A 24,200-nucleotide genomic window follows, 5' to 3' on the forward strand; every position below is an offset into this window, starting at 1 on the left:
CGAAGCAGGCGATTCGGTTTCACTGACTTTTTAGAACTGCCATGCCTGCCAACTCTTTCAACACCCACTGCCCCGACTGGGCCGAGGCTTTGCTCAACGGTTTCAGTCAAATATTCCTTCAGCGCCACCCGCTGTGCGGCTTGCTGTGCTTGCTGGCGATCCTGCTGACCGCGCCGGTGCTGTTTGCCGGTGCACTGCTCGGTGCTGTCGCCGGTTTGCTCACCGCGCAACGGCGCAACTACGCCAAGGCTGATCGCCAGGCCGGTCTGTTCAGCTACAACGGCGTATTGCTCGGCCTGCTGTTGAGTCTGTATTTCCCTTGGTCGCCGATGCTGCCGCCACTGATTCTCGCCGCTGGTGGCTTGAGCGCGATGGTCACTCAGCAATGGCTCAAACATGTGTACCGCAGCCGATCCATACCGGCCTACACCTCACCCTTTGTGGCCATGAGCTGGATCCTGCTGCTGTTCGCCGAACCGTCGGCGCCGATGGCGCACATCGAGATGAACACGCTGAATCTGTTTGCCGCCGAACTGCGCGGTTTGGGCCAGGTGATGTTTCTCGGGCATCCACTGGCCGGCGCGCTGATCGCCATTGGGTTGCTGATCTCTGACCGTCGGGCTTTTTGCTGGGCGCTGCTGGCGTCCGCAATCGGCCTAGGTTCCAGCCTGCTGCACCACGAAGCCAGCATGGCGCTGCTCGGCCTGGGTAGCTACAACGCGGTGCTCGCCGCCCTCGCCTTCAGCCCCCAACGCCAGCAACCGTGGCTGCCGCTGCTGGGCATCGTTCTCGCGCTGCTGGTCACGCCGCTGTTCGCCGCCATCGGTCTGGCGACACTGACCGCGCCATTCATCCTGGCCTGCTGGCTGATCCGCGCCGGTATTCAGATGCTCGGCAAAGCGACCGTCGACGGCACGCCTTGCGCTCATGGGGAGAATCAACCTAGGCTGCGCTGATCTTCGATTCAGGCGTTATCCATGGACAGCAGCAACAGTTGGCGTGAACGGCTTTACGTCATGATTTTCCAGAGTGACACCCTCGCCGGGCGGCGCTTCGACGGCTCCTTGCTGTTGATCATCCTCGCCAGCCTGGTGGTGGTGATGCTCGACAGCATCGACAGCATTCATCAGAACTACGCCGATGTGCTGGCGTACATCGAATGGGGCTTCACCGTGATCTTTCTCGGTGAATACATCCTGCGGTTGTACTGCTCGCCCAAACCGTTGCGCTATGCCTTCAGTTTCTACGGGCTGGTCGACCTGCTGGCGATCGTGCCCGGGATCCTCGCGCTGTATTACAGCGATGCGCAGTACCTGCTGATCATCCGGATCATTCGGATGCTGCGGATCTTCCGGGTGCTCAAGCTCAGTCCGTACCTCAAGCAAGCCAACTACCTGATGTCGGCGCTGCGTGGCAGCAAGCAGAAAATCGTGGTGTTTCTGGTCAGCGTCTGCACCCTGGTGACGGTGTTCGGTACCCTGATGTACGTCATCGAAGGCCCGGAACATGGCTTCACCAGCATTCCCAAGGGCATCTATTGGGCTATCGTGACCCTGACCACCGTCGGTTTCGGCGACATCGTGCCGAAGACCCCGCTGGGTCAGGTGATTTCGTCGCTGGTGATGATCACCGGTTATTCGATCATCGCCGTGCCCACCGGAATATTCACCGCAGAACTGGCCAACGCCATGCGCGGCGAACAACTGCAGCACGACTGCCCGGTGTGCAAGAAAAACAGCCATGAGCATGGCGCGGCGTTCTGCTCCCGTTGCGGCAACGCCCTGTTCAAGAAAATGGAATAAGCACAGAGCTTTTTAATCTTTAAGCGACTATGTGCGCCCGGCTATAGTCGCTGGCAAAACGGTATCACCCCCTACCGCTATCACCGACACAACAAGGAATGCGCAGTGAAAAAACTCTTTGGCGCCTCACTTCTCGCCGCCGGTCTTGCCTTTGGCAGCGTGGCTCAAGCCGCACCGACCCTGCTCAACGTCTCCTACGACGTGATGCGCGATTTCTACAAGGACTACAACACTGCGTTCCAGAAGCACTGGCAAGCCGAGCACAACGAAAACATCACGGTGCAGATGTCCTTCGGAGGTTCGAGCAAGCAGGCGCGCTCGGTGATCGACGGCCTGCCGGCTGACGTCATCACCATGAACATGGCAACCGACATCAACGCCCTCGCCGATAACGGCAAACTGGTCCCGGAGAACTGGGTCACCCGTTTGCCGAACAACAGCGCGCCGTTCACCTCGGCCACGGTGTTCATCGTCCGCAAGGGCAACCCTAAAGCCCTGAAAGACTGGCCGGACCTGCTCAAGGACGGTGTGCAGGTGATCGTGCCGAACCCGAAAACCTCGGGTAACGGCCGCTATACCTACCTGTCGGCCTGGGGCTACGTGCTGAAGAACGGCGGTGACGAGAACAAGGCCAAGGACTTTGTCGGCAAACTGTTCAAACAGGCGCCAGTGCTCGATACCGGCGGCCGCGCCGCGACCACCACGTTCATGACCAACCAGATCGGAGACGTGCTGGTCACCTTCGAGAACGAAGCCGAAATGATCGCTCGCGAGTTTGGCCGCGACCAGTTCGAAGTGATCTACCCAAGCGTCTCCGCCGAAGCCGAGCCACCGGTGTCGGTGGTCGACAAAGTGGTCGACAAGAAAGGCACCCGCGCTGCCGCCGATGAATACCTGAAGTACCTGTGGTCGCCGGAAGGCCAGGAAATTGCCGCCGCCAACTACCTGCGCCCACGGGACCCGGCGGTGCTGGCGAAATACACCGACCGCTTCCCGAAAGTCGATTTCCTGTCGGTCGAGAAGACCTTCGGTGACTGGCGCTCGGTGCAGAAGACCCACTTCAATGATGGCGGGATCTTTGATCAGATTTATACCGGCCAGTAAGGCTTAGGCAGTCACGAAAAAGGCGACCCTCAGTGGTCGCCTTTTTCATGGAGTTTGAAATCACCACACTTCCCCCTGTGGGAGCGGGCTTGCTCGCGAAGGCGTCGGATCAGTCAGCACATCTGCTGAATGTCAGACAGTATTCGCGAGCAAGCCCGCTCCCACAGGGGATTTGTGTGTGACCCACTACATGGGTGGGGTGACGCCATCCTTGCCGGCGGAGATCGATTGGGCGGTTAGCGTGCCGTCCGCACTCTGGGTGACGAACGTCACGATCTTCACCCCGACCTTGAGCAAGCTGCGATCTCCCGGCGTCAGGTTGACGATCGGCACATCCTCCGGCACCAGGATCTTCTGCTGCCCGCCCTTGTAGTTCACCGTCAGCACCCGGCCGTTGCTGACCACCAGATCGCCGACGCTGCCATTGGTCATGCTGCTGCCCTTGGCCAGATCGAACGGCCGATGGCCGTCGCCACTGCCGGCCAGTTCCGGCGGGAATACGTGCACTTCCATTGCCTTGAGCGTGCCATCCTCCTGAGGCATGGCGGCCGAGCCGATGTAGCTGCCGGGTTTGATGTCTTCGATATTCGCCAGCGTGACGGCGCGAACCTTGGTGTCCGCGGTCAACTGGATCACCACGCTCTCGCCGCTGTTGACGTGTACCTTCAACGAATCGGTGCTGACCCCGGTGATCTCGCCGCGTACGCCGAGCCGCGTACCGGGGGCGTCAGCCGCCTGCACCGCGCTGGCGCCGAGCAGGCCGATCAGGGCAATCGTGGTGGTGTGACGCAGCAACTGACGAAACATGGCGATCCTCCGGTGATGAACAGTTAAAGCGCTGCAGTAAACATAAGCACGCTATCGAAGAATATGTAAGTGAATGTATCATCACCCCACCCCACCCCGGCCGGACGCAAGGTTCGCCGATGAACGCCACCACGCTTGAAGCCAATCATTCCGCAACGGAATAACTGCTATCGATACAAGGCTTCTACCGCCGCCCCGGTGCGTCCCTTAGCCTCACCGCATTCCCTTTCGCTGGATCGAGAAACCTTATGAACGCCACAACTCACACAATGACCCGAGGCATGGTGCTGCTGTTCGCCTTCTGCTGCGGCGCCATCGTCGCCAACATCTACTACGCGCAGCCGATCATCGGCCTGATCGCCCCGGACATTGGTCTCTCCGACACCATGGCCAGCTTCATCGTCTCGCTGACGCAGATCGGTTACGCGCTGGGCCTGTTCTTCCTGGTGCCACTGGGCGACCTGCTGGAAAATCGTCGGTTGATGATCATTACCACCGTGGTGGCGATTGCCAGCCTGCTCGGCGCGGCGTTCACCAATCAGCCGAACGTGTTCCTGCTGATTTCGCTGCTGGTGGGGTTCAGTTCGGTGTCAGTGCAGATCCTGATTCCGCTCGCCGCGCATCTGGCGCCGGAAGAATCCCGTGGCCGGGTGGTCGGCGGGATCATGGGTGGCCTGCTGCTGGGCATTCTGCTGGCGCGGCCGGTGTCGAGCGTCGTCGCCGACCACTTCGGCTGGCGCGCGATGTTCATGATTGCCGCAGCGTTGATGGCCGCGATCAGTGTGGTGCTGGCGTTGACCGTGCCCAAGCGCCAACCGGATCACAGCGCCACGTATGGCCAACTGATCGGCTCGTTGTGGACACTGCTGCGCCAGCAACCGGTACTGCGTCAGCGGGCGTTTTACCAGGGCTGCATGTTTGCCACGTTCAGCCTGTTCTGGACCGCCGTGCCGCTGGAACTGGCGCGCAACCATGGGCTGTCGCAGAGCGAGATCGCGATCTTCGCTCTGGTGGGCGCCATCGGTGCCATCGCCGCCCCCATCAGCGGACGCCTGGCCGACGCCGGCCACACCCGCATTGCCTCGCTGCTGGCCATGCTGTTCGCCAGCCTGAGCTTCCTGCCGGCCTTCATCCACCCGGCCTACAGCGTGATCGGCCTGGCCGTGACCGGCGTCGTGCTCGACTTCTGCGTACAGATGAACATGGTCCTCGGCCAGCGCGCGGTCTATTCGCTGGACGCCAAAAGCCGCGGTCGCCTGAATGCGCTGTACATGACCAGCATCTTCATCGGCGGCGCCTTCGGCTCGTCGGTCGCCAGTGCCGTGTATGAGCATGGCGGCTGGTTGTGGATCGTGATTGTCGGCAGCGCATTCCCGTTACTGGCGCTGTTGCGGTTTCTGAGTGCTTCGCAGCGTGGTTCCTTGGCAACGGCGTAAGGCGTCAAAAGCTTCGCGAGCAGGCTCGCTCCCACAGGACCGCCACTGAACCTGTGGGAGCGCTGCTATTCAATACCGAACCAGTTTCTCCATCGCCGCATCCGCCAGAAAGGAGGAGCGGCTTTTGACATTGTGCTCACGCACATATCGATCGATACGCTGGATGACGTAGCCCGGCAACGTCACGTTGACCTTTTCGGTTTTGCCCATGTAGGGCGAGATATCCAGCTCAAGCATGCCCCAACCCATGTCGGCAAACTCCGGATTATTGCGATGGGCCGCTGCCGACGTCGGCATCGGAATCGACTCGCCGTCTGCCGCTCTCTCCTGCAGCAGAATGTGGGCGATTTCAACGGCTGCGTTGTAGGCGTCCTCGAAGGTATCCCCAGCCGTGACGGCGCCGGGAATGTCGGGTATCTGAATCCCGATGGCGGTGTTGTCGTCACCCCATTCGATGCAGATCGGATATTGCATTATGGATCTCCCTTGCAGCTGGCTGGCGGGTGGTACAACCCGGCACGCCTCCTGATGCTTTTGACCGTCCCCGGCGGCAAATCCTTTTTCGGGTGGGGAACGGGAATCGTGTACGGGTTGTAGCGGTGAATGAAGATGTGATGACTGCCGGTGACTCGATCCAGCGCCCAGCCTGCCTCCTCCAGTTCCTTGATCAATAGCCTGCTTTGCACCTACCGCCTCCTTGCTCCGGACGAATAAAAATAACTCTAGAGTTATCTTTACTCAAGCACAGAAATCGATAGAACGACGTTCGGTTGTTTTACAGGGTGTGATCAACCCAGCCATTCCGGTGAAGCATGAATGCTATGCCCGGCACCTGCGTTCCGCTGCCCTCGCATGACGGTCATCCTTGAATCGAGCCACTCACGGCTCTCCCCAAGGAATTTCGACCATGACCCTGCAAGCAAGACTCGATGCCTTCAAAGCCGACTTCAAGGCCGGCAAACCCCCTTACAACGCCCCCGCCGACATTCACCCGGTGATGGAGCGCGCCACTGCCGAACTGATCGCCGGCGGCGCGGCAAGCCGTGCCTTGAAAGTCGGCGACATGGCGCCTCTGTTCACCCTGAAAGACCCCGAAGGCCATCCCGTATCGTCGGTTGATCTGTTGGCGCAAGGGCCGTTGGTGCTGTCCTTCTATCGCGGCGTCTGGTGCCCGTACTGCAACATGGAGCTGCAGGCGTTGCAGGCCTTTCTCCCTTCGATTCAGCACGCCGGGGCCAGTCTGCTGGCAATTTCGCCACAGATCGCCGCCAACAGCCGCAAGTCGCAACGCATCAACGAACTGCAGTTTCCGATCCTCAGCGACCCGCGCAATGACGTGGCGGCGGCGTTCGGCCTGCGCTTCGAATTACCGGATTACCTGATCGAGCTGTACAAGAACCTGCGTAACGACCTGCCGACGTTCAACGATGATCCATCGTGGACATTGCCAATGCCGGCGCGTTATGTGATTGGTCAAAATGGCGTGATTCGTTACGCCGAGGTCAACCCGGATTACACTCAGCGTCCCGAGCCTGAAGCGATGCTGGATGCATTGCGCGGCTGATCCGATCCCATGTGCCCAGGAGTTGCCATGACCCGACGTACTTTCCTCATCACTGGCGCCAGCAAGGGCATCGGCCGGGCGCTGGCCGAGCATCTGGACCGTGCCGGGCACCGGGTGGTGGGGATTGCCCGCCAGCCCGACCTGAGCTTTCCGGGCATCCTGTTTCCGTTGGACCTGAGTGATCGCGAGCTGACCCGCCAGGTGCTGGCCGAACTGGCGCGTACATATGAGTTCGATGGGCTGGTAAACAACGTCGGGCTGGTCCGCCCGCAGGCGCTGGGGGATATCGATCTGGACGCGTTCGACGACGTGATGCGTCTGAATCTGCATTCAGCGTTGCAGGCCACCCAGGCATTGCTGCCGGGGATGCGCACGCGGGGTTGGGGTCGGGTGGTGAACATCTCCAGCCTGACGGTACTGGGCATCACCCAACGTACAGCCTATGCGGCGGCGAAAGCGGCGCTGGTCAGCTTCACCCGTTCGTGGGCGCTGGAGCTGGCGCAGACCGGGATCACCGTGAATGCGGTGGCGCCAGGACCAACCGAGACGGAATTGTTTCGCGCCAACAATCCGCCGGGCAGCGAGGGTGAAGCGCGCTATCTGGCCGCAGTGCCGATGGGACGTCTGGGGCAGCCGGAGGAGATTGCCTCGGCGATTGCGTTTCTGTTGTCCGAGCAGAGCGGGTTTATCACCGGGCAGACGTTGTTTGTCGATGGCGGCGCCTCAGTCGGCAAAGCCGCATTCTGACCAACACCCCATTCCCCTGTGGGAGTGAGCCTGCTCGCGATAGCGTCCGTCCAGCCAACATTGAATAGACGGCACACCGCTATCGCGAGCAGGCTCACTCCTACAGGGGTTATTCCACAGCCTCAAGATTGTGCAAGGACATGAGATGGACCGCCTCGCTGCCATGGAAACCTTCGTCTGCGTCGTCGAAACCGGCTCGTTTTCCGCCGCCGCCCGACGGCTGAATATCGGCCAGCCCGCCGTGTCGAAGACTATCGCGCAGCTGGAAAGGCACTTGGCGGTCAGCCTGTTGCTGCGCTCGACCCGGGGCCTGACCCCGACCGAGGCCGGGCTGGCCTATTTCGAACGCGCCAAACGCGCCATCGATGAAGCCAACGAGGCCGACAACGCCGCCCGAGGCAGCGCCGGCGGGTTGAGCGGCAACTTGCGCATCAGCGCTGCGGTGACCTTCGGCCGTCTGCACGTCGTACCGCACCTGGGGGCGTTTCTCGATCAGCATCCACAACTGAACATCGACTTGCTGCTCGACGACCGCAACATCAACCTCGTCGAAGAAGGCATCGATGTCGCCCTGCGCATGGGCGCCCTGACCGATTCGGGCCTGACCGCACGCAAGATCGCCGATTGCCGCCGCGTGGTGCTCGGCACCCCGGCCTACTTTGCCAAGCACGGCGAACCGAGCTGCCCCGCCGACCTGAGCAAACACCAGGCCGTCGTCTACAACCTCGGCGGCGGCACCGCCTGGCAGTTCACCAAAGGCGCGGAACAACAATCGGTGATCCTCAGCGGACGCTTGCGCGTCAGCGCGGCCGAGGGCGTGCGCGAAGCGGTTCTGGCCGATCAGGGCCTGACGCTCGCCTCCGAATGGATGTTCGCCCCGGAACTGGCCAGCGGCGCGGTGAAAACCGTCATGCCTGACTGGACACTGCCTGATCTGGATTTATGGGCGGTATTTGCGACGGGGAGAATGGCCAGCGCCAAGGCGCGGGCGTTTGTCGACTATGTGCAGGGGTTGTTGGCCAGATGAACAGCCAGATCAAAAAATCACAGGCTTCGCCAGCGCCTGCAGGGTGGCGATTGCAACGCTTCAAAACAAAACGGCGATCCGAAGATCGCCGTTTTCATTACTGCCCGAACTGCTTGCCCAAACCCGGGGGCACGCCGTGAATGTCGGTGTCTTCCCACGGGCCGTTGGGGCCGATCGAGCGGCTCCAGCCGTTGTTCCAGCGGAAGTAGGTGCGCTGGCGATAGAAGGTGTTGGGCTGGTCGTCGAGGACGTAGACGCCGAGCTTCTGGTCCCAGTGGCTGTTGCCGCCGGGTGGCGGGGCGAAGCTGGCTGAGGTGCGCGGGACAGGCTTGGACGGTTTGGCCGGAATGCTTTTGCCCGGGGTCGGCGAGGTCGACGGGGTCGGGCTCGGTTGTGACGGCGGGATCGGTGGCAGACTGGTGGTCGGCTCCGGTCGGTGCACCGCACATGCGCTCATGCCCAGGGCCAGTGTGATGACTGTGATGCGGGCGAGGCTGTGCATGGCGGTGCTTTCCTGTGGGTTCCGGCGGCTATTTGTCCGGGCTGTCGATGATCAGTTTTTGTGGCGCGGTGGTGCTGCTGGCCAGTGGGCCGCTGCGCCCTACCCATTCCCCGGCGGTCGGCTGACCGGCACGGGAGATGCGCGCAACCAGTTGGACTTCAGGAAAGTTCGACAGTTTCAACTGCGGCATCATGGCGTCGGCATCGCCCAGCTCGATGGTCACCGGCAGATCGGCCACGGTCAGGCGCTTGGCCGCCAGCGGTGCCGGTGGGCCGGACGTCGCGCGCGCGAAGATGAACACGCTGTCATCCGGTTTCACCTTGCTGCGCAGTTCACTGGCCAGGTCAACGTGGACCCTGAGCAATGCAGCGACCTTGGCGGCCGGCGCTTCGGCGACCTTGCCGCCACTGGCCTGCAGGCGCTCGGTGGCGCGCTCGATCCCGCCTTGCAGCGCAGCGCGGGAGTTGTCGTCAGCGGGCAATTGCGCCAGCAGGCGATTCCAGTAATCGATGGCTTGCTGGTACCGCTCGCCCTCGAACGCTGCGATGCCCAGCAGGCCGAGGCTGGTGACTTCTTTCGGATCGGCTTTCAGCGCTTCGTCGGTCAGGGCCTGGATCTTGTCCGACCACTTCTTGCCATCGGCAAAGTATTGCGCCTGCGCCCACTGGCCGAGCAGTTCCGGCTGCCGACCCGCCAGGTTGGCCGCGCGCTCGAACATCTTCGCTGCGTCCGCCGGACGATCCTGAGCCATGTAGGTGCGACCAAGGAAGTACAGGCCTTCCGCCGAGTCCGGTTGCGCAGCAACGGCGCGCTCCAGACGTTGGGTCATCTCCTCCATCGATTGCGGCGCCTGGGCGAATTCGCGGGTCAGTTCGACCTTGTCGGCCGCGCCGAAATGCAGATACAGCCCCAGGCCCAACACCGGCACCAGCACCGCTGCCAGCAGCGGCAATGGTTTGCCCAGCTTCGAGACGCGCGGCGCGGCAACGCCTTCGGTGTCCGCGAGCAGTTCACGCGCAGCTTCCGCGCGGCCACTGTCCATTTGCGCGGCATCGAGTACGCCTTCGGCCTGCTGCGATTGCAACTCGGCCACGCGTTCCTGATACAACGCGACGTTCAGGGCAGTACGATCCTCTTCACGCTGGGCGCGACGGCCACGCAAAACCGGGATCAGCAGAAAACTCAGGGCGACCAGAAGCAACAGCCCTGCGGCAAGCCAGAAATCAATCATTCTTGGTTTTTATCCAACAGTTGGTCGAGGCGCTGACGTTCTTCGATGGACAGCGATTGCGGGGTCTCGGCGCGCTGGCCGCGACGACGGCGAACGATCACCACGATCACCACCAGACCACCCAGCAACAACCCGGCCGGGCCGAACCACAGCAGTGCGGTCTTGGCGTTGAGTGCCGGTTTGTAGCGGACGAAATCACCGTAGCGGTCGACCATGAAGTCGATGATCTGCTGATTGTCCTTGCCCTCGCCGAGCATGCGGAAAATCTCTTTGCGCAGGTCGGCGGCAATCGGTGCGTTGGAGTCGGCGATGTCCTGGTTCTGGCACTTGGGGCAGCGCAGCTCCTTGGTCAACTCGCGGAAACGCTCGCGATCACCTTCTTTGGCGAACTCATAAGTGTCGATCGCGGCATGCGCCACGCCGACCAGACTCAAGCCCAATACCACGGCGGCGAGAAAACGCTTCATGGCTTGGCCTCATCGACCAGCGCCTGATACTTGGCCGCGAGCTTCTCGCGCCAGACCTGCTCGTCGATCACACCCACGTACTTGTCGCGAATGATGCCCTTGGCGTCGATGAAGAAGGTTTCCGGCGCACCGTACACGCCGAGGTTCAGGCCCAGCGAGCCTTCGTCGTCACGGATGTCCAGCACATACGGGTTGTGGAACTCGGCCAGCCACTTCAAGGCATCGGTGTTGGTGTCCTTGTAGTTGATGCCGTAGATCACCACGCCGCGCTCGGCGAGTTTGTTCAGCACCGGGTGCTCGACCCGGCAGGAAATGCACCAGGTGCCCCAGACGTTGACCAGCGCCGGCTTGCCGAGAATGTCCGCCTTGGTCAGGGTCTTGTCGCCCTGCACGTTCGGCAGGCTGAACTCCGGGAACGGCTTGTTGATCATCGCCGACGGCAGTTCCGCCGGATCGAGGTACAGACCGCGATAAAGAAATACCGCCACCAGCAGGAAAATCGCCAGTGGCACCAGCATCAACCAACGTCTCATGCAGCGGCTCCTTGCAGGCCAAGGGCTTCACGCACCCGGGCATTGACCTTGACGCGATAACGCCGATCCAGCGCCGCCAGCAACCCACCCAGACCGGTGAGCAAGCCACCGAACCAGATCCAGCGCACGAACGGTTTGACGTGAACCCGCACCGCCCAGGCGCCGTTTTCCAACGGCTCGCCCAGAGCGACATAGAGGTCGCGGGTGAAGCCGGCGTCGATCCCGGCCTCGGTCATCATCGAGCTCTGCACGGTGTACAGGCGTTTTTCCGGATGCAGCACGCTGACTTCCTTGCCGTCGCGGATCACCCGGATGGTGCCCTTGTCGGAGGTGAAGTTCGGCCCCTCGAAGTGCTTGGCGCCTTCGAAGATGAAGTGATAACCGGCCAGGTCCATCGACTCGCCCGGCGCCAGGCGCAGGTCGCGCTCGGCACTGTTCTGGCTCGACAGCACCACACCGAGGGCGCACACGGCGATGCCCAGGTGCGCAATCTGCATGCCCCAGTAGCTGCGGGTCAGCGTTGGCAGGCCCTTGATCAGACCTTTGTGGCGGGTCTTGTCGACGATGTCGCGCACACCGGCCAGCAGCACCCACGCGGCGAGCAGGAAGGTGGCGATCACCGCCCAGTTGAAATCGCCGTAGGCGACACCGGCCACCACGGCCAAGGCGACGCTGCCCAACAACACCGGGGTCAGCATGTTCACCAGCCATTTCACCGGGGTGTCTTTCCAGCGCACGATCACGCCGACCGCCATCACCACCATCAGCAATGCCATCAGCGGGATGAACAACGCATTGAAGTACGGCGGGCCAACCGACAGCTTGGCGCCGCTCAACGCATCGAGAATCAGCGGGTACAGAGTACCGAGCAGGATCATCGAGGCTGCGACCACCAGCACCAGGTTGTTGCCCAGCAGCAGGGTTTCCCGCGACCACAGGTTGAAGCCGACCTGGCTCTTGACCACCGGGGCGCGCAAGGCGAACAGCGTCAGCGAACCACCGACCACAAACAACAGGAAGATCAGGATGAACACGCCGCGCTCAGGATCTGAAGCAAACGCGTGCACCGACGTCAGCACACCGGAACGCACGAGGAACGTCCCGAGCAGACTGAGGGAGAACGCGGCAATCGCCAGCAACACCGTCCAGCTCTTGAACACGCCACGTTTTTCCGTGACCGCCAGCGAGTGGATCAGCGCCGTGCCGACCAGCCATGGCATGAACGAGGCGTTTTCCACCGGGTCCCAGAACCACCAGCCGCCCCAGCCGAGTTCGTAGTAAGCCCACCACGAACCGAGGGTGATGCCGATGCCGAGGAAGGCCCAGGCCACAATCGTCCATGGCCGCGACCAGCGCGCCCACGCAGCGTCGAGCCGACCACCGAGCAATGCCGCGATGGCGAATGCGAACGCCACGGAGAAGCCGACATACCCCATGTACAGCATCGGCGGATGCACGATCAGGCCGATGTCTTGCAGCAACGGGTTGAGGTCACGACCATCCGCCGGAATCTGCGGCAGAATCCGCGAGAACGGGTTGGAGGTGAGGATCAGGAACAACAGGAAACCGGTGCTGATCATGCCCATCACTGCCAGCACGCGGGCGAGCATGACTTGCGGCAACTGGCGGGAGAACACCGATACGGCAAAAGTCCAGCCACCAAGGATCAGCGCCCACAGCAGCAGCGAGCCTTCGTGTGCGCCCCACACGGCGCTGAACTTGTAGTACCACGGCAGTGCGCTGTTGGAGTTCATCGCCACGTAGCCGACCGAAAAATCGTCGGTCATGAACGCGTAGGTCAGGCAACCGAAGGCAAACAGCAGGAACGCGAACTGGCCCCATGCCGCCGGCTGAGCCAGGCCCATCCACAAACGGTCGCCGCGCCAGGCACCGAGCAGCGGCACCACGGCCTGCACCAGCGCAAAACACAGCGCCAGAATCATCGCCAGATGGCCGAGCTCGGGAATAAACAGTGCGGACGTCATCGATCAACCCTCCTTCGCTGGGGTCGGCGCGGATTGACCACTGTCTTTCAAGGCCTTGGTCACCTCCGGCGGCATGTATTTCTCGTCGTGCTTGGCCAGCACTTCATCAGCCACCACCACGCCGTCGGCGTTGAGTTTGCCCAGGGCGACAATGCCCTGCCCTTCGCGGAACAGATCCGGGAGGATGCCGCGATAGGTGATGGTCACGGATTTGTTGAAGTCGGTAACAATGAACTGCACGTCCAGCGAATCTGACGAGCGCTGCAGCGAGCCCTTCTCGACCATGCCGCCGGCGCGAATGCGCGTGTCGTGCGGTGCTTCGCCGTTGGCGATCTGGGTCGGGGTGTAAAACAGGTTGATGTTTTCCTGCAGGGCGCTCAGGGCCAGGCCGACGGCAGCGCCGACCCCGACCAGAATGGCCAGAATGATGATCAGACGTTTTTTGCGCAGCGGATTCACTTGCCGTTCTCCCGGCGCAGACGACGCGCCTCTTGTTGCAGATAGCGCTTGCGGGCCGCGATCGGCGCCACCACGTTGAGGATCAGCACCGCCAGACAGATGCCGTAGGCCGACCAGACATACAGGCCATGATGGCCCATGGCGAGGAAGTCGCCGAATGAAGCAAAACTCATCGAGCGGCCTCCAGACTGTTCTGCACTTCTTCTTTGACCCAACTGGCGCGGGCTTCGCGCTTGAGCACCTCAAGGCGCATGCGCAGCAACAGCACGGCGCCGAAGAAGCAGTAGAAACCCAGCACCGTCAGCAGCAGCGGCAGCCACATTTCGGCCGGCATCGCCGGCTTTTCGGTGAGGGTGAAGGTGGCGCCCTGGTGCAGGGTGTTCCACCACTCCACCGAGTACTTGATGATCGGGATGTTGATCACGCCGACGATCGCCAGTACCGCGCAGGCCTTGGCGGCGCTGTCACGGTTGCTGATGGCATTGCCCAGCGCGATCACCCCGAAATACAGGAACAGCAGAATCAGCATCGAGGTCAGACGCGCGTCCCAGACCCACCAGGAACCCCACGTCGGCTTGCCCCAGATCGCCCCGGTGACCAGCGCCACGGCGGTCATCCACGCGCCGATAGGGGCCGCGCATTGCAGGGCGACGTCGGCCAGTTTCATTTTCCAGACCAGGCCGACCACACCGCACACCGCCAGCATCACGTAGATCGACTGCGCAAGCATCGCGGCAGGCACGTGGATGTAGATGATGCGAAAGCTGTTGCCCTGCTGATAATCCGGCGGTGCGAAGGCCAGGCCCCAGACAACGCCCACGGTGATCAGCAGCAACGCTGCAATGCTCAGCCACGGCAGAAACTTGCTGCTGATGCCGTAGAACCACTTGGGCGAGCCGAGCTTGTGAAACCAGGTCCAGTTCATACTGTTTCCATCACGGGTGCCGCTCATCGGTGTGAGCTGGCAAGGGTCATTCTTTCAAAAAAAAGCGGTCAATTTTTGACCAGACCTCATTATTATTCGCCGACGCTGATCTTCAGGCCAGCAGCTATTGCAAAAGGTGTCAGGGTGATCGCCAGGGCGGTCAGGCTACCCAGCCACAGCAGATACCCGGTCGCCGGCATGCCTTGCAAGGCGGCCTGCAAGGCGCCGCTGCCAAGGATCAACACCGGGATGTACAACGGCAGAATCAGCAGCGCCAGCAACAGGCCGCCGCGTTTCAAACCGACCGTCAGCGCCGCGCCCACCGCACCGAGCAAACTCAGTACCGGTGTCCCCAGCAGCAACGACAACAGCAACACTGGCAGGCAGGCGACCGGCAAACCGAGCATCAGCGCCAGCAAGGGCGAGAGCAAAACCAGTGCCAGACCCGAGAACAGCCAGTGTGCCAGCACCTTGGCCAGGACCAACAGTGGCAGCGGGTGCGGCGAAAGGACCCACTGCTCAAGGGATCCGTCCTCGAAATCACTGCGAAACAGCCCGTCCAGCGAGAGCAGGACCGACAACAGCGCGGCCACCCAGACTAACCCCGGGGACAGGTTTTGCAACACTTGAGTTTCCGGGCCGACGGCCAGCGGGAACAAAGCGATGACGATGGCGAAGAAAATCAGCGGATTGGCCAGTTCGGCCGGGCGACGAAACAGCAGGCGGGACTCACGGGCAACCAGCAGGCCGAACACACTCATACTGCCCAGTTCCCCAGATCGATGTCGCGATAACCGGCCGGCATCCGGCTCAGTGTGTGGTGCGTGGTCAGCACCACCAGGCCGCCACTTTCGCAGTGCCTGGCCAGGTGGTCTTCGAGTTGCGCCACGCCCTGTTTGTCGAGCGCGGTGAACGGCTCGTCGAGAATCCACAGTGGCGGGCTGTCCAGATACAGGCGCGCCAACGCCACACGACGTTGCTGGCCAGCGGACAGGGTATGGCAGGGAACATCTTCGAAACCGCGCAATCCTACGGCTGCCAACGCCTGCCAGATCGCCTCGCGTTCGGCAGGTTGATGCAGGGCGCAGAGCCAGGACAGGTTCTCTTCCGGAGTCAGCAGATCCTTGATCCCGGCGGCGTGGCCGATCCACAACAGGTTGCGCGCCAGTTCGCTCGGCTGCGCAGTCAAGGGCTCACCGTTGAGCAGCACCTGACCGCTGGTCGGCTGCATCAACCCCGACAACAGGCGCAGCAAACTGGTTTTGCCGCTGCCGTTGGGACCGCTGATCTGCACCATATCGCCACTGGCCAGTCTCAATTCGAGATTTTCGAAGAGCAGCCGCAGGTCTCGCTCACAGGCGAGGGCAACGGTTTGCAGGACGGGACTGGTCAAGGGATCACGGGCCTTATACGGTTCAAGTCGGCTCTGGCGCGGCCGTTAAAGAGATGCAGGATAAATGCAATGACGGTGCGAACCAGAGAGCTGGATCAAACAATTGCTATGTTTTCTGAACGAAGCGCAAGACGCGCGGCATTATACATGCCGTGTCTTACTCTCAAGAGTGCAATTTCCTCAGGTTGTGTCCGCGTATGACAGGCGAAATGAACATCCTCCCGCTCCCGCCCACCACCCCGGCGAACGCTCGTCCGCTGGTGATGAGCGGTGAGTTGCTCAAGCTGCTGACCCCGGTCGAAGGCTTGATCGGTGCAGGGCAAAGTGCCCAGGCCGAGGTGCTGTCGCTCAAGCAGGCGGATCAGACCTTTCAACTGCTGCTCAAAGTGACCGTCGACGGCGGCCGCCAGACCACCGTGCAAGCCAGCAGTAACCTGCCACTGCCGACCGGAACCAGCCTGGCCGTCACCCAACCGTCGGCGGGCAATCTGGCGATCACCGTGCAGCAAGCCATCGCCAGCAGCGTCGCCGCCCTCACCCGCATCGACACCGCGCAGTTGCCGGTCGGTACGCTTTTGCAAGGCAAGGTGCTGACCTCGCAGACACTGCCGCAAGTGCCGGGGCAGCCGACGGTGTACCGCTCGCTGGTGAGCCTGCTCAACACCGCGCAGAGCGGTGCCACGCTGGACATCGACAGCCCGACGCCATTGCGCATCGGCACCCTGCTCTCGGCGCTGGTCGAGGACTCGCAAACCCTCAAGTTCGTGCCGCTGAGCAGCCGTCAGGAACAATTGGCGGTGAGTCAGCAACTGCTTGGCCAGCAGAGTCGCCAGGGCTCGCTGGACGGCTTGCTCAATGCCTTGCAAAACCTGCCGAGCGACGACGACCAGACTTCGCAGGATCTGCGCGCTGCCGTCGTGCGCCTGCTCGCCAACCTGCCCGACGTGCAGCAGATGAGCACCGCCAAAGGCGTCGCCCTGGCCCTGGCCAACAGCGGCGCCTTTCTCGAAGCCAAATTGCTGACCGGACAGAATCCGGCGCTGGCCCCGGACATGAAAGCCGATCTGCTCAAGTTGATCGCGCAGCTGTCGCCGGGTGCGCCGGGCAATGCCAGTTTCAACGCGATCATCGCCGCCAACACCCTGGCACAAGCGCTGCCAAGTTTCGTGCGCAACGCCCTTGGCACTCTCGGCCAGGTCAGCGCCAAACCAGTGCCGAGCAGCTTTCCGCTGCCCGACCGCTTGCTGCAAAGCCTGGACGACGAAGGCGATCTGGAGCATTTGCTGCGTCTCGCTGCGGCGGCCGTGTCGCGCCTGCAAAGTCATCAGCTGTCGAGCCTGGAACAGACCGGGGTCACCGATGACGGCCGCCTGCTCAGCACCTGGCAGCTGGAAATCCCCATGCGCAACCTGCAGGACATCGTGCCGTTGCAGGTCAAGTTCCAACGCGAAGAAGCCCCGGAAAAAGAACCGCAGCCCAACGAACGCCGTGACGAACGCGAGCCCAGGCAACAGCTGTGGCGCGTCGATCTGGCCTTCGATATGGAGCCATTGGGGCCGATGCAGATTCAGGCTCAGTTGATCGCCGGCAGCCTGTCGAGTCAGCTCTGGGCGGAACGCCCGTACACCGCCGACCTGATCGAAACCAACCTGTTCGCGCTGCGCCAGCGCTTGCTCGATCGCGGGCTGAACGTCGGCGATCTCGACTGCCACCTCGGCATTCCGCCGCAGGGCGGCCAAACTCGCCTCGAACACCGCTGGGTCGACGAAACCGCATGAACGACAGCACCGCTCCACGCCAGGCCATCGCCCTCAAATACGACGGCAACCACGCACCGACTCTCACCGCCAAGGGCGACGAGGAACTGGCCGAAGAAATCCTGCGCATTGCCCGCGACTGTGAAGTACCGATCTATGAGAACGCCGAGCTGGTGCGGCTGTTGGCGCGCATGGAACTGGGCGACAGCATCCCCGAAGAGCTGTACCGCACGATTGCCGAGATCATCGCGTTTGCATGGAATCTGAAGGGGAAATTCCCCGAGGGACACGATCCGCAGGCGCCGATGGTCGAGAAGGACGTCACCGAACGCGGGGATGATTATTGAGGTTCTGGAGACCCCTTCGCGAGCAAGCCCGCTCCCACACTCGACCGCATTCCTTCAACAGGATCGCGGTCAACTGTGGGAGCGGGCTTGCTCGCGAAGGGTGATTTCAGCTTTAGAGCAAAAATCAGCTTCTGTGCAACTTGCGCATCAACTCCGCTTCAGCCTGGGTCAACCCGCAGGACTGCGTCAGCTCATCGACGCTCGCGCCCATGCCCACCAGTTTCGCCGCCTGGGCAAACGACAGGCTCGATAGAACGCCGAGCTGGTGCGGCTGTTGGCGCGCATGGAACTGGGCGACAGCATCCCCGACGAGCTGTACCGCACGATTGCCGAGATCATCGCGTTTGCATGGAATCTGAAGGGGAAATTCCCCGAGGGACACGATCCGCAGGCGCCGATGGTCGAGAAGGACGTCACCGAACGCGGGGATGATTATTGAGGTTCTGGAGACCTCTTCGCGAGCAAGCCCGCTCCCACACTCGACCGCATTCCTTCAACAGGATCGCGGTCAACTGTGGGAGCGGGCTTGCTCGCGAAGGGCGATTTCAGCTTTAGAGCAAAAATCAGCTTCTGTGCAACTTGCGCATCAACTCCGCTTCAGCCTGGGTCAACCCGCAGGACTGCGTCAGCTCATCGACGCTCGCGCCCATGCCCACCAGTTTCGCCGCCTGGGCAAACGACAGGCTCGATGGATCGCGCTGCTCTAGCGCAACAATCTTGTCCGGCAACGGAGCAACTACCGAGCGCAGCTCGTGCAGGGCTTCGCCCATGCGCACGTTGCCGTTCTGGTAGTCGTCGACGCGCTTGGCCAGGTCCTTGATGCGCTGATCACGCAGCGCATCGCCCTGAGCCTGTTGCGCAGCGATCAGTCGCTGCGCCTTGATGTACGCCAGAAACATTGCCAGCGTGCCTGCCCAGAAGAGGAACAGGACAATGACCGCAACCTCGAGAATCAATCAGATGCTCTCCAGTTCCGACCATTCTTCTTCGCTCATCATCTTGTCCAGCTCGACCAGGATCAGCAACTCGTTGTTCTTGTTGCACACGCCCTGGATGAACTTGGCCGACTCTTCATTACCGACGTTTGGCGCGGTCTCGATTTCCGACTGACGCAGATAAACCACTTCAGCCACGCTGTCGACCATGATGCCGACGACTTGCTTGTCAGCTTCGATGATGACGATACGGGTGTTGTCGCTGATCTCGCCGGTGCTCAGGCCGAAGCGCTGACGGGTGTCGATCACGGTGACCACGTTACCGCGCAGGTTGATGATGCCCAGCACGTAGCTTGGCGCACCCGGCACGGGAGCGATCTCGGTGTAGCGCAGGACTTCCTGAACGCGCATCACGTTGATGCCGTAGGTTTCGTTGTCCAGCTTGAAGGTTACCCATTGCAGGATCGGATCTTCAGAACCCTTTGCCGCCGTCGCCTTGTCGTTCATACCCTAGCCCCTCGAAGTACCGCGCTCGCGGTGTATGTTTCGTTCGCCGGCATGGCTATGCCGGTGTCTGTTATGTCGGTTTGTGATTCGGCTTACTGCCGGACATGTGCTTTGCCCCGCCGCTGGCGATCAACTCGGCCAGTGCAGCGACATCAAGCAAGGCGCACATGTGTTCAATCACCGTGCCGGCGAGCCATGGCCGCTGACCCCGGTGACTTCTCCATTTGATTTCATTCGGGTCCAGGCGCAACGAACGGCTGACCTGATGCACCGCCAGGCCCCATTCGTAACCTTGTACCGAAATCACGTACTGCAGGCCCTGACGGAAGTCATCGCGATAGCGATCCGGCATGACCCAACGCGCGGTATCCAGCACCTTCAGATTGCCGGCCTGGCTCGGCAGAATCCCGAGGAACCATTCCGGCTGCCCGAACAGCGGCGTCAGCTCGTGCCCGGCCAGTGAATAAATCGAGCCCAGGCACACCAGCGGCACCGCCAGGGTCAGCCCGGCAACGTCGAACAGCAGGCATTCGAAGGCTTCCGAGGCCCATGCGGGACGCCCCTCGGTCTCTACCGGTGGCGGCGTATTGCTTGGCGGCAGATGCACTTCTACCAGCGGCGTCACCAGCGTCTGCTCGACGGGTGCAGGTGCGACCGGTGCCGGTTCGACCTCCACCGGTTCCGGTGCAGTGTTCAGTAACCGGGTTTGCAGCAGCGGTGCGAGCGTCGAAACCGCTGCGCGCACCGGCTCAGCCTGTTCGATCAACGCGACCGGGGCCTTGGCCACCGGCGCGGCGGCAGGCGCAGCCACCGGCGCGGCAGGTTTGGCCGCTTTCTGTGCGTCACGTGCCTGCTCTTCGAGTACCGCCGCCTGGAACTCGTCCAGTGCCTCGGTGCTTTCGGTAACCTCAGGCTGCGCCTCGATTGCCGGCGGCAGCTCCTCAGGAATCTCCTGCAGCAGGCCATCCAGATAAGACTGCAGCGCCAACTGCGGACGCGAGGTGAGCTTGACGGGGCGGTTCATGCTCACGCCACCGCCGGAACAAGTTGTTGCGCCAGCAGATGCTTGAGCAGCGCGCGGTAAGCCAGCACGCCACGGCTCTTGCCGTCGAATTGCGAAGGCGTGACACCGGCCCGGCTGGCGTCGCGCAGGCGGGTATCGACCGGGATATAACCCTGCCAGATCTCGTCGGGGAATTTGTCACGCAGCACGCGCAAGGTGCCCAGCGACGCTTGGGTGCGGCGGTCGAACAGGGTCGGCACGATGCTGAACGGCAGCGCCTGTTTGCGCGAACGGTTGATCATCGCCAGGGTGTTGACCATGCGCTCCAGGCCTTTGACGGCCAGGTGCTCGGTCTGCACCGGAATCACCAGTTGCTGGCTCGCCGCCAGGGCGTTGACCATCAACACGCCCAGCAACGGCGGGCTGTCGATCACCGCGTAATCGAAATCCTGCCACAGTTGCGCCAGACTCTTGGCGATCACCAGGCCCAGGCCACTCTGGCCCGGCGACTGACGCTCAAGGGTCGCGAGTGCGGTACTCGACGGCAGCAGGGAAATGCGCTCGTCGCTGGTCGACAGCAGCAACTGCCCGGGCAAGCCTTGTGGCACGCTGCCCTTGTGCAGAAACAGGTCGTAATTGCTGTGTTCCAGGCTGTCGGGGTCGTAGCCGAAATAGCTGGTCATCGAGCCGTGCGGGTCGAGATCGACCACAACCACGCGCTTGCCCGCCTCCGCCAGCAATCCGGCTAAAGCGATGGAAGATGTGGTTTTACCGACACCACCCTTTTGATTGGCGACTGCCCAGACTCTCATTCGGTTCGTTCCTCCCGGCCGAGATGCTCGACCGAGACATAGCTCAGCGTATTAATGCGGGTGACGGAGAATTGACGGCACTCTCGCGTCCCGGCGTCTTGACCGGGGTCGGTGCAGTTTGTGTGCCAGCGCGCTTCAATGCCGCGTCCGGTTGCGCGTTGGCGGTTCCGGTGCCGGTCAGACTGCGGCGTACATCGAGATTGCGCGACACCACCAGCACCACCCGACGGTTCTTCGCGCGGCCTTCGGCAGTGGCGTTGTTGGCCACTGGCTGGAACTCACCGTAACCCACCGAGGCCAGACGACCAGGGTTCACACCCTGCATCGCCAGCATGCGTACGATGCTCGCCGAACGCGCCGAAGACAGCTCCCAGTTGGTCGGGTACTGCGCGGTGCGGATCGGCTGATCGTCGGTAAAACCTTCGACGTGGATCGGGTTGTCGAACGGTTTGAGGATCGCCGCAACCTTGTCGATGATGTTGAAGGCGATGTCGCTTGGCATGGCGTCGCCGCTGCCGAACAACAGGCTGGAGTTGAGTTCGATCTCGACCCACAACTCGTTGCCGCGCACCGTCATCTGGTTGGAGGCGATCAGGTCGCCGAACGCGGCGCTGATGTCATCGGCAATGCTTTTCAACGGATCGCTGGCACCGGCGATACCGGCGTCAACCTGCTCGCTGTCCTTGACCAGCGGCTTGGCCGGGGTCACGGTCTTCGGTCGTTCATCGCCAATCGGGATCGGCTTGAGCGAGCGATCGGAATCGGTGAAGACCCCGATCAGCGCTTCGGAAATGACCTTGTACTTGCCTTCGTTGATCGACGAGATCGAGTACATCACCACGAAAAAAGCGAACAGCAGCGTGATGAAGTCCGCATAGGACACGAGCCAGCGCTCGTGATTAACATGTTCTTCCTGGTGCCTGCGACGAGCCATAGTCCATTACCCCCATCAATCCATGAAGCCCTGAAGCTTCAGCTCGATAGAGCGAGGGTTTTCACCTTCGGCGATCGACAGGATCCCTTCCAACAACATTTCGCGATAACGCGACTGCCGCAACGCGATTGACTTGAGCTTGGCCGCTACCGGCAGCAAGACCAGGTTGGCACTGGCCACACCGTAAATGGTCGCAACGAACGCCACGGCAATGCCGCTGCCCAACTGCGTGGGATCGGCGAGGTTGCCCATCACATGGATCAGGCCCATCACCGCACCGATGATGCCAATGGTCGGCGCATAGCCGCCCATGCTTTCGAAGACTTTGGCAGCCTCGATGTCGCGGGCTTCCTGGGTGTAGAAATCCACTTCGAGGATACTGCGAATCGCCTCCGGCTCGGCGCCATCGACCAGCAGTTGCAGACCCTTGCGCGAGTAGTTGTCCGGTTCGGCATCAGCCACGCCTTCCAGGCCCAGCAGGCCTTCCTTGCGAGCGGTGAGGCTCCAGTTGACCACGCGATCGATGCCACCGGCCAGATCGACCCGTGGCGGAAACAGAATCCAGGCAAGGATCTGCATGGCGCGCTTGAACGCGCTCATCGGCGATTGCAGCAGTGCGGCACCGATGGTGCCGCCCAGTACGATCAATGCCGCCGGGCCGTTGGCCAGCGCACCGAGGTGACCACCTTCAAGGTAGTTGCCGCCGATGATGGCGACGAACGCCATGATGATCCCGATAAGGCTTAGAACATCCATCAGATACACGCCTCGACGATGTGCTTGCCGATGTCGTCCAGGCTATACACCGCGTCGGCGAGATCAGCTTTGACGATAGCCATCGGCATGCCGTAGATCACGCAACTGGCTTCGTCCTGCGCCCACACCGCGCTGCCGCCCTGCTTGAGCAGACGCGCACCTTCGCGGCCGTCGGCGCCCATGCCGGTCAGCACCACCGCCAGAACTTTGTCACCGTAGGACTTGGCAGCGGAACCGAAGGTGATGTCCACGCACGGCTTGTAGTTCAGACGTTCGTCGCCCGGGAGGATTTTCACCGCGCCACGGCCGTCGATCATCATCTGCTTGCCACCCGGAGCCAGCAGCGCCAGGCCCGGACGCAGGATGTCGCCATCCTCGGCTTCCTTGACGCTGATGCGGCACAGCTTGTCCAGACGCTCGGCGAACGCTTTGGTGAACGCCGCCGGCATGTGCTGGATCAGCACGATCGGTGCCGGGAAGTTCGCCGGCAACTGAGTCAGGACGCGTTGCAGCGCAACCGGGCCGCCCGTTGACGTACCGATGGCAACCAGTTTGTAGGCTTTGCGTTTCGGTGCCGGCGACGAAGCGCTGGCAGCCGGTGCGCGGCTTGCAGCTGGAGCAGGCGCCGGACGCGTTGGCGCGCTGCTGCTGTGGCTGCTGAAGCTCGATGCCGCCGGCGTTGGCGCTGGCGTCGGTGCAGCGGCCGGCGCCGGCGCACTGTAAGCGCTGAAACGACGGTTGCTGCGCGAGATGCTGTGGACCTTCTCGCACAGCAGTTGCTTGACCTTCTCGGGGTTACGCGAGATGTCTTCGAAATTCTTCGGCAGGAAATCCACCGCGCCAGCGTCCAGTGCATCCAGGGTGACCCGGGCACCTTCGTGCGTCAGCGAGGAGAACATCAACACCGGGGTCGGGCAGCGCTGCATGATGTGCCGCACGGCCGTGATGCCGTCCATCATCGGCATCTCGTAGTCCATGGTGATCACGTCCGGCTTGAGCGCCAGGGCCTGATCGATCGCCTCTTTACCGTTGGTGGCCGTACCGACCACCTGGATGCTCGGATCCGCTGAAAGAATTTCCGAGACGCGGCGGCGGAAAAAACCCGAATCGTCCACCACCAGGACTTTGACTGCCATAAACACTCCATTAGGCGCAGCGGGACGTTGT

29 protein-coding genes and 2 pseudogenes are annotated in these 24,200 nt (G+C 62.0%); 10 read left to right on the top strand and 21 right to left on the bottom strand.

What is annotated here, in order from left to right; all coding sequences use genetic code 11:
* The first annotated feature begins 41 nt into the window (after positions 1–41).
* From U862_RS0119155 to U862_RS0119165, 3 genes are all read left to right on the top strand, one after another.
* Positions 42–956, top strand: a complete 915-nt coding sequence (locus tag U862_RS0119155; protein WP_025111897.1) for an urea transporter — start codon at positions 42–44, stop codon at positions 954–956.
* A gap of 21 nt (positions 957–977) precedes the next feature.
* Complete coding sequence (locus tag U862_RS0119160; RefSeq protein WP_025111898.1) at positions 978–1,802, top strand: ion transporter; 825 nt, start codon at positions 978–980, stop codon at positions 1,800–1,802.
* Between the two features lie 105 nt (positions 1,803–1,907).
* Positions 1,908–2,906, top strand: coding sequence for a sulfate ABC transporter substrate-binding protein (locus U862_RS0119165; RefSeq protein WP_025111899.1), 999 nt, complete (start codon positions 1,908–1,910; stop codon positions 2,904–2,906).
* A 186-nt stretch (positions 2,907–3,092) separates the two neighbouring features.
* On the opposite strand, the gene U862_RS0119170 is transcribed toward U862_RS0119165, so the two are convergent.
* Positions 3,093–3,713, bottom strand: a complete 621-nt coding sequence (locus U862_RS0119170; protein WP_025111900.1) for a DUF5666 domain-containing protein — start codon at positions 3,711–3,713, stop codon at positions 3,093–3,095.
* Between the two features lie 248 nt (positions 3,714–3,961).
* Here U862_RS0119170 and U862_RS0119175 point away from each other — a divergent pair, with 248 nt between their 5' ends.
* Positions 3,962–5,149: an MFS transporter gene (locus tag U862_RS0119175; RefSeq protein WP_025111901.1), complete on the top strand. Its 1,188-nt coding sequence runs from the start codon at positions 3,962–3,964 to the stop codon at positions 5,147–5,149.
* Positions 5,150–5,218: 69 nt separating this feature from the next.
* Here U862_RS0119175 and U862_RS0119180 read toward each other — a convergent pair whose 3' ends face one another.
* Together U862_RS0119180 and U862_RS0119185 are read right to left on the bottom strand one after the other, a co-directional pair.
* Positions 5,219–5,623, bottom strand: a complete 405-nt coding sequence (locus U862_RS0119180) for a type II toxin-antitoxin system HicB family antitoxin (protein WP_025111902.1) — start codon at positions 5,621–5,623, stop codon at positions 5,219–5,221.
* Positions 5,623–5,835: a type II toxin-antitoxin system HicA family toxin gene (locus tag U862_RS0119185; RefSeq protein WP_025111903.1), complete on the bottom strand. Its 213-nt coding sequence runs from the start codon at positions 5,833–5,835 to the stop codon at positions 5,623–5,625. The genes U862_RS0119180 and U862_RS0119185 overlap by 1 nt, the downstream gene beginning before the upstream one ends.
* Before the next feature lie 221 nt (positions 5,836–6,056).
* Between U862_RS0119185 and U862_RS0119190 the strand changes: the two genes are divergently transcribed.
* The 3 genes from U862_RS0119190 (at position 6,057) to U862_RS0119200 (ending at position 8,487) form a co-directional block, all read left to right on the top strand.
* A complete protein-coding gene (locus tag U862_RS0119190) occupies positions 6,057–6,713 on the top strand; it encodes a peroxiredoxin-like family protein (protein WP_025111904.1) in 657 nt (218 codons plus the stop codon).
* 27 nt (positions 6,714–6,740) lie between these two features.
* Complete coding sequence (locus U862_RS0119195) at positions 6,741–7,460, top strand: SDR family oxidoreductase (RefSeq protein ID WP_025111905.1); 720 nt, start codon at positions 6,741–6,743, stop codon at positions 7,458–7,460.
* A 145-nt stretch (positions 7,461–7,605) separates the two neighbouring features.
* On the top strand, positions 7,606–8,487 hold the full coding sequence (locus U862_RS0119200) for a LysR family transcriptional regulator (protein WP_025111906.1): 882 nt from the start codon (positions 7,606–7,608) through the stop codon (positions 8,485–8,487).
* Positions 8,488–8,584: 97 nt separating this feature from the next.
* Here the strand turns inward: U862_RS0119200 and U862_RS0119205 are convergent, their stop codons facing one another.
* The 10 genes from U862_RS0119205 to ccmA all read right to left on the bottom strand — a co-directional run bounded on the left by U862_RS0119205 (position 8,585) and on the right by ccmA (position 15,982).
* Positions 8,585–8,989, bottom strand: coding sequence for a hypothetical protein (locus tag U862_RS0119205; protein ID WP_025111907.1), 405 nt, complete (start codon positions 8,987–8,989; stop codon positions 8,585–8,587).
* A gap of 28 nt (positions 8,990–9,017) precedes the next feature.
* Positions 9,018–10,220 (bottom strand): c-type cytochrome biogenesis protein CcmI, encoded by a 1,203-nt coding sequence (ccmI, locus tag U862_RS0119210; protein ID WP_025111908.1) that lies wholly within the window; start codon positions 10,218–10,220, stop codon positions 9,018–9,020.
* A complete protein-coding gene (locus tag U862_RS0119215) occupies positions 10,217–10,687 on the bottom strand; it encodes a cytochrome c-type biogenesis protein (protein WP_025111909.1) in 471 nt (156 codons plus the stop codon). Before U862_RS0119215 ends, ccmI begins: the two co-directional genes overlap by 4 nt.
* The gene (locus U862_RS0119220) at positions 10,684–11,220 is read right to left on the bottom strand and encodes a DsbE family thiol:disulfide interchange protein (protein WP_025111910.1); all 537 of its coding nucleotides are present in this window, start codon (positions 11,218–11,220) and stop codon (positions 10,684–10,686) included. The genes U862_RS0119215 and U862_RS0119220 overlap by 4 nt, the downstream gene beginning before the upstream one ends.
* Positions 11,217–13,205 carry a heme lyase CcmF/NrfE family subunit gene (locus U862_RS0119225; protein ID WP_025111911.1) on the bottom strand — a complete coding sequence of 663 codons (1,989 nt, stop codon included), beginning with the start codon at positions 13,203–13,205 and terminating at the stop codon, positions 11,217–11,219. Before U862_RS0119225 ends, U862_RS0119220 begins: the two co-directional genes overlap by 4 nt.
* A 3-nt stretch (positions 13,206–13,208) precedes the next feature.
* On the bottom strand, positions 13,209–13,664 hold the full coding sequence (gene ccmE / locus U862_RS0119230) for a cytochrome c maturation protein CcmE (RefSeq protein ID WP_025111912.1): 456 nt from the start codon (positions 13,662–13,664) through the stop codon (positions 13,209–13,211).
* A complete protein-coding gene (gene ccmD / locus U862_RS0119235) occupies positions 13,661–13,837 on the bottom strand; it encodes a heme exporter protein CcmD (protein ID WP_003222944.1) in 177 nt (58 codons plus the stop codon). Before ccmD ends, ccmE begins: the two co-directional genes overlap by 4 nt.
* The gene (locus tag U862_RS0119240) at positions 13,834–14,589 is read right to left on the bottom strand and encodes a heme ABC transporter permease (RefSeq protein ID WP_025111913.1); all 756 of its coding nucleotides are present in this window, start codon (positions 14,587–14,589) and stop codon (positions 13,834–13,836) included. Before U862_RS0119240 ends, ccmD begins: the two co-directional genes overlap by 4 nt.
* A gap of 92 nt (positions 14,590–14,681) precedes the next feature.
* Positions 14,682–15,350 carry a heme exporter protein CcmB gene (gene ccmB / locus U862_RS0119245; protein WP_003222942.1) on the bottom strand — a complete coding sequence of 223 codons (669 nt, stop codon included), beginning with the start codon at positions 15,348–15,350 and terminating at the stop codon, positions 14,682–14,684.
* Positions 15,347–15,982 (bottom strand): cytochrome c biogenesis heme-transporting ATPase CcmA, encoded by a 636-nt coding sequence (ccmA, locus tag U862_RS0119250; RefSeq protein WP_025111914.1) that lies wholly within the window; start codon positions 15,980–15,982, stop codon positions 15,347–15,349. Before ccmA ends, ccmB begins: the two co-directional genes overlap by 4 nt.
* 197 nt (positions 15,983–16,179) lie before the next feature.
* Here ccmA and U862_RS0119255 point away from each other — a divergent pair, with 197 nt between their 5' ends.
* A complete protein-coding gene (locus U862_RS0119255; RefSeq protein ID WP_025111915.1) occupies positions 16,180–17,760 on the top strand; it encodes a flagellar hook-length control protein FliK in 1,581 nt (526 codons plus the stop codon).
* Entirely contained in the window at positions 17,757–18,086 is a 330-nt protein-coding gene (locus U862_RS0119260; RefSeq protein ID WP_025111916.1) for an EscU/YscU/HrcU family type III secretion system export apparatus switch protein, read from the top strand. Before U862_RS0119255 ends, U862_RS0119260 begins: the two co-directional genes overlap by 4 nt.
* 124 nt (positions 18,087–18,210) lie before the next feature.
* Here the strand turns inward: U862_RS0119260 and U862_RS31515 are convergent.
* A pseudogene (locus tag U862_RS31515) lies at positions 18,211–18,426 on the bottom strand (DUF2802 domain-containing protein); the annotation flags it as partial.
* Here U862_RS31515 and U862_RS0119265 point away from each other — a divergent pair.
* Positions 18,340–18,525: pseudogene (locus tag U862_RS0119265) on the top strand (EscU/YscU/HrcU family type III secretion system export apparatus switch protein); the annotation flags it as partial. The pseudogenes U862_RS31515 and U862_RS0119265 overlap by 87 nt on opposite strands.
* A 124-nt stretch (positions 18,526–18,649) precedes the next feature.
* Here U862_RS0119265 and U862_RS0119270 read toward each other — a convergent pair.
* The 7 genes from U862_RS0119270 to U862_RS0119300 all read right to left on the bottom strand — a co-directional run bounded on the left by U862_RS0119270 (position 18,650) and on the right by U862_RS0119300 (position 24,169).
* Positions 18,650–19,042: a DUF2802 domain-containing protein gene (locus U862_RS0119270; RefSeq protein WP_025111918.1), complete on the bottom strand. Its 393-nt coding sequence runs from the start codon at positions 19,040–19,042 to the stop codon at positions 18,650–18,652.
* The gene (locus U862_RS0119275) at positions 19,043–19,528 is read right to left on the bottom strand and encodes a chemotaxis protein CheW (RefSeq protein WP_025111919.1); all 486 of its coding nucleotides are present in this window, start codon (positions 19,526–19,528) and stop codon (positions 19,043–19,045) included.
* 70 nt (positions 19,529–19,598) lie between these two features.
* The gene (locus U862_RS0119280; protein ID WP_025111920.1) at positions 19,599–20,552 is read right to left on the bottom strand and encodes a CheW domain-containing protein; all 954 of its coding nucleotides are present in this window, start codon (positions 20,550–20,552) and stop codon (positions 19,599–19,601) included.
* 2 nt (positions 20,553–20,554) lie between these two features.
* Complete coding sequence (locus U862_RS0119285) at positions 20,555–21,343, bottom strand: ParA family protein (protein ID WP_025111921.1); 789 nt, start codon at positions 21,341–21,343, stop codon at positions 20,555–20,557.
* Between the two features lie 43 nt (positions 21,344–21,386).
* Complete coding sequence (gene motD / locus U862_RS0119290; protein WP_025111922.1) at positions 21,387–22,277, bottom strand: flagellar motor protein MotD; 891 nt, start codon at positions 22,275–22,277, stop codon at positions 21,387–21,389.
* A gap of 15 nt (positions 22,278–22,292) precedes the next feature.
* Positions 22,293–23,033 (bottom strand): flagellar motor protein, encoded by a 741-nt coding sequence (locus U862_RS0119295; RefSeq protein ID WP_003222929.1) that lies wholly within the window; start codon positions 23,031–23,033, stop codon positions 22,293–22,295.
* The gene (locus tag U862_RS0119300; RefSeq protein ID WP_025111923.1) at positions 23,033–24,169 is read right to left on the bottom strand and encodes a chemotaxis response regulator protein-glutamate methylesterase; all 1,137 of its coding nucleotides are present in this window, start codon (positions 24,167–24,169) and stop codon (positions 23,033–23,035) included. Before U862_RS0119300 ends, U862_RS0119295 begins: the two co-directional genes overlap by 1 nt.
* Positions 24,170–24,200: the final 31 nt, after the last annotated feature.

Origin of the sequence: Pseudomonas sp. H1h (assembly GCF_000633255.1) — a bacterium.
GTDB lineage: Bacteria > Pseudomonadota > Gammaproteobacteria > Pseudomonadales > Pseudomonadaceae > Aquipseudomonas.